This window comes from Phytoactinopolyspora endophytica (assembly GCF_004138495.1).
GTDB classification, from domain to species: Bacteria; Actinomycetota; Actinomycetes; order Jiangellales; family Jiangellaceae; genus Phytoactinopolyspora; species Phytoactinopolyspora endophytica.
Genome location: NZ_ML142869.1, coordinates 4,709 through 8,918 on the forward strand (window position 1 = coordinate 4,709; position 4,210 = coordinate 8,918).

Here is a 4,210-nt window from a genome sequence, read left to right on the forward strand (position 1 = left end):
AACTCACCTACCTCAGCCACGAACTCGACGCCGATACATTCCGCATCGCCGAATTCATCGCCCAACGTGCACGTGAGTCCTGGACGCTCAACGAGCAACTCATCCGGCATATCATCGCCCCGCCAGTCGGGTACTGCCCGCCAAATCCCGGCGCATGCTACGACAAGTACGGGAACGGTAACCGCCTCTAATATCCCATTCATCAGACTCCCCGGACTACGTGTCTTGGCCCGCGCACAGTTGGAACCGTCAGCACCAATCCAGCAGGCCCGATCCAGCAATTACGTGCGCAGCACGGTATCGCTGACGCTCACGTCGGAGCCGACAAGAACGACCAGCTCGCCCACGAACCTGTCATCCTGTCCTTCTATTTCGGACCGAAGCCGAAACCTAATATGGTCACGTTCCTCTCGAATCGTGATCTCCGTGATGGTCTCACGCTCCATCACGAGCCGCTCGTGGTTACCGATGTACCAGCGAACGGTAGCTGAGTTAGACCACGCGTCCCAGGCCACGACCACCCTGCTCCCGTCTCCTGCAACTACGGTGACGGTGCGTTGAGCAGGCTCATCGCCGTGCCCAACGTCAACCGCCAGAAGAGCAAGCTCATAATCATCAGGCGCCTTAACCGGCATGTACACCAACGCCCTCCTCTCGGAATCACTGTCGTCAACCGCATTCCCCTGTCCGCCACATGCCACGTTGACTCAAATGGATACCGGTCAGGTTGCCGTCCCCTCGTACACGTAGCTCGTGCTCCCCCGCGAGGTGAGCCGGTTGGCCGCACCGTAGCTACACGTGACAGTGCCAGCGGACACGGCATGTGGGGCATCACCTCGGCCCGCCACCGCGTTGCCCATGCACTTCACACAGGGGCACCTCAGGCTAATCCTGCCGCAGTGACTGGATATCCTCTTGAACAAGATCGTCACTTTCAAGCCTCGTAAACAGATCCTGACATGCCATATCTTCCTCTGAGTATATTCGTTCTTCGTTTCTGTTTCCTCGCTCACTGTAGAACACGTGAAACCCACGTGCATCGTGAATTATGCAGTAGGATTCATTTCTATCGCCCCAGGCGCTGTACGCCTCGTCTGGAACGCCCTTGTACCTAAGGGCTTCGACTAATTCCGACCTATTCATTACCCAACCCTACGAAGATATCCCGCTTCGACAAGATGTCCTACTGTGTCCGGCAAGCAATACTGCATGCCCAGACCAGGTTCGCTGAACCATGGCTACGCCATTCGAGACCTAACGACGAGGCGATTGGTCACTTCATACACAGCATACCCAGAGTCTGTGCTCCCAGGCTTCAGCTCGAGCAGTTATCGGCGTGCCGTTAGGTGCCACGTACCTTCCGGAGGGTCGCCCAAAACCGATCAACAAGCGTTCCTGGTCGTAGGACGACGACCTTCTCGGCAAGGAAGCCGCCATTCGGAGGCCACTCAAACAACGCTGGCGGCGGAGCAACCCGAGTCACCCCTGGGTTGCTATTCGGCTTCACAAGTGCAGGTGGGCAGCAAAGGATGCCTCTAGCGGTTTGGTCAACGGGTCTCACGGCGCGCGGATCGCCTCGTAGGTATGCCGTCATGGCTGACATGCACGTGCCACGGGGAGGCCATCCGGAGACATTTCGGCCCGTGCGGAACTCATCATCTGGACGTTGGTCTCACGACACGCGGAGTTCATGGCGTCGGTCGAGACTCTTCGCTATGAACGAGCCGGCTGGTCAATCCGTATCCAAGCATTCCGTCAGCCGCCGCACCGTACTCGCCGCAGGTGTCGGCGCAGCCGCTGCGGTGACGATGCCATCGGTCCCCTCCTGGGCGAGCACATCCGGATGGAGACCACACGCCAAGCACGTGCTACTCATCGGCTGGGACGGTTTCGACCCCGCCTACCTGGATCTGGTCGACACTCCGAACCTCGATGCGCTAGCCCGCCGCGGTAGCCTCGGCACGACCAGCGGCTCTTTTCCGACCATCTCCAATCCGTCCTGGGCGACCATCGCCACTGGCGCCTGGCCGCAGACCCACCTGAACACGCCGTACTTCATCGACCCGTCGACTGGGCAGGCCGTGAGCCAGACCCGAACCATGGAGGCGCAGAGCATCGCCGAAGCCGTGGTCGCCGCCGGCGGCACGGTCGCTTCGGTGCAGTTCTACATCGTGCAGAACCACGGGGCCGTGTACGGAGATCCGCGCGCCCTCTATGTGCAGCCGGGAGGCGCCAACCCCAAACGAGTCGACGTCGCGATCGACATCCTGCACGGACGCCCGGTCCAGTCGGGTTCAACGACGGTCACGGTCGATCAGCCTCCGACGCTGTTGGCGGTGTACGGCAGCGACCTCGATGGACTCGGCCACAGTGAGGGTGCCGAGTCGCCGAACATGGGGGCGACACTTGCCGCCATGGACGCCGATCTGGGCAGGCTCGTGCAGGCGACGAAGGACGTCGGAATCTATGGTGAAACCGCGTTCGTACTGCTCGGCGACCACGGTATGACGACGTTCTCCCGGGGATTCGGAGAACTCGTGCTCGCCGCCCTTACCGACGCCGGATTCACCCCGGAGTTCGTCTCCCCTGGCAGTGCCCCGTCCCCGCAGACTGACATCGCCATGGTCATCGGCGGAGTCGCCAACGTCTACCTTCTCGGCGATGCCAAGACCGACGCGGGCATCGCGCGTGCCCGATCGGCGCTCGAATCGGTGGAGCAGGTACAAGATGTCTACGATCGCACGGACCTCGATGCGCTGCACGCCAGCCCACTTCTCGGCGACTTGGTGGCGGAGCCTGCCGCCGGCTGGTCGTTCTCCGTCACCGACCCAGACGGTCCGCGTGGATACCACGGCCGAACTGGTGAGCTCGAGGCGGTGCTGCTTCTCTCCGGTCGTGGCGTGAACAGGCGCACCAGGCGGGTAAGCGCTCGACACGTCGACATCGCTCCGACGATCGCCGCGATGCTTGGTATCCCGGCACCAGCGCAGGCCGAGGGCAGAGTGCTCACGGAGGCGCTGCATCACCGCCTGGGCGCATAACCGGCCAACCAGGAATGCGAACGCAGTCATGCTGCAACCACTGTCACGGCGGCACGACTGCTGCCCAGAACAATGTTGCGAAGCATCTCCGCGGCCCGCCTGCGGATCTCTCTCATGGGCGGCCCACGGAGGCGGTAATAGTCGGAGGCTTCCTCGATCGACTCACCGATGGCCAGCGCGTCGTTGAAGCCGTCGAACAAGATCACGTACAGTCCCCTTCGACGTCGGCGAACCATGCGTCGAGCGCATCCGTCATCTCGCGAACCCGGCCGGGGTGGTCCGCAGCCACGTTCTTGCTCTCCTGCGGGTCCCGTGACACGTCGAAGAGCTCGGCGTCCATGTGTGCTGACGTCACAGGCGTCCGCGCCGTCGGCATCGGCAGGATGGCGGCGTGCCGCTGCGGGTTGTACTTGAGTTCTCGATCCATGGTCGCGTCGTCTTCGTCAAGGCTCATCGCCTCGTCGATCGGCGCGAATACCAACTTCCAGTCACCGTCTCGCATGGCCGCGTTGCAGCGCGACACGGGTTCATACCGGTTCCACTGCCAGAACCTCGGCGGGGATGGAGCATCGTCGTGCCCGTGCATGGCGGCGAGCCGATCCGTCCCGTCAAGCGGCAATCCGGGCCGTCGGCCCGCATCGATGCCGGCGACGGACAACGTCGTGGGTAGCCAGTCGCAGAAGTGAACCGGCTCGTCGACGGACCGGCCACCCCCGAGACCGGCGCCGGGCCAGGACACGATCGCGGGCACGTTGATACCGCCTTCGAGCACCAGCGTCTTCGACCCCCGGAGGTTGACGTTGAACCGTTCCGTCGACCCACCGTGAGTCTGGGTGAAGTCCGGACCATTGTCGCTGGTGAAGAGGACGAATGTGGTGTCGCGCAGCCCTGTTTCGTCGAGCGTGGCCAGAAGCCGGCCGATACCGTCGTCCATGACTTCGACCATTGCGTAAATGGTCGAGACGGCCTCGTTGAAGCCGCGCCTCCGGTAGGCGGCCACCCGATCCTCGGGGGCTTGCAGCGGCCAGTGTGGGGCGTTGTAGGCGAGATGCAGGTAGAACGGTTCGTTCCTGTGTCGACGGACGAAATCGATCGCCTCCGTCGTCCATACGTCGGTCAGGTAGCGTCCGTCGGACGCTTGGCGCTCGAAGCCCCGGTCGAGCGTCCAG

6 protein-coding genes are annotated in these 4,210 nt (G+C 62.7%); 2 read left to right on the forward strand and 4 right to left on the reverse strand.

Going from position 1 to position 4,210, the window contains the following annotated elements; translation table 11 throughout:
• The coding region (locus tag ELR45_RS39505; RefSeq protein ID WP_205857478.1) for a hypothetical protein at window positions 1-191 on the forward strand (191 nt) is incomplete at its 5' end.
• A 90-nt stretch (window positions 192-281) separates the two neighbouring features.
• Here ELR45_RS39505 and ELR45_RS28895 read toward each other — a convergent pair.
• Both ELR45_RS28895 and ELR45_RS43045 read right to left on the reverse strand, forming a co-directional pair.
• Window positions 282-641, reverse strand: a complete 360-nt coding sequence (locus tag ELR45_RS28895; RefSeq protein ID WP_129669398.1) for a hypothetical protein — start codon at window positions 639-641, stop codon at window positions 282-284.
• A 501-nt stretch (window positions 642-1,142) separates the two neighbouring features.
• A complete protein-coding gene (locus ELR45_RS43045; RefSeq protein ID WP_420813970.1) occupies window positions 1,143-1,211 on the reverse strand; it encodes a hypothetical protein in 69 nt (22 codons plus the stop codon).
• A gap of 504 nt (window positions 1,212-1,715) precedes the next feature.
• On the opposite strand from ELR45_RS43045, the gene ELR45_RS28900 reads away from it, so the two are divergent.
• On the forward strand, window positions 1,716-3,041 hold the full coding sequence (locus ELR45_RS28900) for an alkaline phosphatase family protein (protein ID WP_165368202.1): 1,326 nt from the start codon (window positions 1,716-1,718) through the stop codon (window positions 3,039-3,041).
• A 26-nt stretch (window positions 3,042-3,067) separates the two neighbouring features.
• On the opposite strand, the gene ELR45_RS28905 is transcribed toward ELR45_RS28900, so the two are convergent.
• The gene (locus ELR45_RS28905) at window positions 3,068-3,247 is read right to left on the reverse strand and encodes a hypothetical protein (RefSeq protein WP_129669400.1); all 180 of its coding nucleotides are present in this window, start codon (window positions 3,245-3,247) and stop codon (window positions 3,068-3,070) included.
• Window positions 3,244-4,210, reverse strand: a 967-nt coding sequence (locus ELR45_RS28910; protein WP_165368203.1) for a sulfatase-like hydrolase/transferase, incomplete at its 5' end; no start/stop codon positions are given. The genes ELR45_RS28905 and ELR45_RS28910, both read right to left, overlap by 4 nt.

What these genes read in the sequence shown, in the direction of transcription:
- ELR45_RS28900 (WP_165368202.1), top strand. Translation starts at nt 1,716, where the DNA reads ATGAACGAGCCGGCTGGTCAATCCGTATCCAAGCATTCCGTCAGCCGC.